Genomic DNA, 1,419 nt, shown 5'->3' with positions numbered 1-1,419 from the left:
TAATGCCGTTCAGTTAAGCAGTTTTTCGCACAATACGAACGGCATAGCGGTTTGGTCTAGCCTTGACGGCCCGGTCGTATTGACGATCGGGCCGTTCGTCATTGAGGAGGCTAACCAGCCTTTCGCGTAGATGCTTCATCGAAGCGGGCAGCTTGCCATAGGATCTGGTGACGGCAGCCCAATGCAGCTCGAACTGGATCAAGTGGAATGCCCGGATAAAGCTCACTTCAGTGGGCTCGCACTTGACCGTCAAGGCCGCCTTGGCGATCTCCAGGCGGATCAGGTTGTAGGCAATCAGAGTGCCCCAGATTTCCTGATAGACGCCGTCTGTTGTTTTCGAGCGCAGGGTCAGCGCTGTGCCCAGCATTGTTTGCTTGAGTTCGCGGTAGCTCGTCTCGATGCCCCAACGACGCTCGTAACAGTTGGCGATATCGACGGGCTTGTAGCGGCGGCGCTCACGCAACGAGGTCAGTAGAACGCGTTTTCGCGCCTGCTGATCGACAACGGTGATGGCACGCGCCTCCCAGAATTCTGCCAACTCGGGGCACTTGGCACGGGCCTGCGGCGACACCCGCATCCGGACGATGCAATCGTTCTCATCGCCCTCGATCAGTTCCCATCGGGTATTTGATTTGGCGGGAATAATAAAGTGGCGATCCGTGCCGTGCTGCGTCAAAGCACACAGGATTTCCGCAGACAGAAAGCCGCGATCGAAGACGGTAAGCGATTCATTGGGCACATCAGCGATCAACTGCTTTGCGTACAACATCTCATTGGTGCCGTAAGGGCCGAACGCGGCACTGTGAACGATATGCGTCGGCAAAGCGGTCAGTGTCACGCCGCGTACTTGCGGATAGCTGGCGAGAGCACCGCTGGCGTAAAGTTGGGCGCCGAAATGGCTCCGGTTCTCGACGTTGTCATGGGTGCGCAACGTGGTGCCGTCCATAGCAAACAGTTGCAGCCCTTTAAATAGATAGGCGCGGCGATCCTGGCCGCTCCAGTGACGGGCGGAGTGATCGAACAGCCACTTCAGCGGTTCGGAACCAAGGCGCTGGCGCGCCTGTGCCGCCGCACTCTTACTGACAAAAGGCGTTTGCGAATCCGGCACCGCCAATCCGAGATCATCCAATACTTCGCCGATGGACTTGTGGCGATACAGCGCCAACGCCACCATTAGCCAAACCACTTGTTCGGCCGGCAGCCGCCGATGGCGAATGCTGGTTGCATCGGTGCGCTTCACGGCCTGTTCGATCCACTCGATAGGCAAATGCTCGCCAAGTCGCCGCCAGTCGGGTGACTCAAGGTGGTTTGCCAGGAAATGAAGGGTATCGTCGAACATTGCGACGAAGGTTAACAGCATGCCGTAACGTTTACAACCACTAAATAAAAATGCCGTTCAGTCTTAACTGAACGGCATTA

General features: G+C 56.9%; 1 protein-coding gene. It reads right to left on the bottom strand.

The genetic code is table 11. The features are described from left to right. Window positions 1-13 precede the first annotated feature (13 nt). On the bottom strand, window positions 14-1,339 hold the full coding sequence (locus tag QN359_RS19695; protein WP_322251044.1) for an IS4 family transposase: 1,326 nt from the start codon (window positions 1,337-1,339) through the stop codon (window positions 14-16). Between the last annotated feature and the right edge of the window lie 80 nt (window positions 1,340-1,419).

Origin of the sequence: Undibacterium sp. 5I2, assembly GCF_035019605.1 — a bacterium.
Classification (GTDB): domain Bacteria; phylum Pseudomonadota; class Gammaproteobacteria; order Burkholderiales; family Burkholderiaceae_D; genus Undibacterium.
This window is presented reverse-complemented; position numbering and strand designations above follow the sequence as displayed.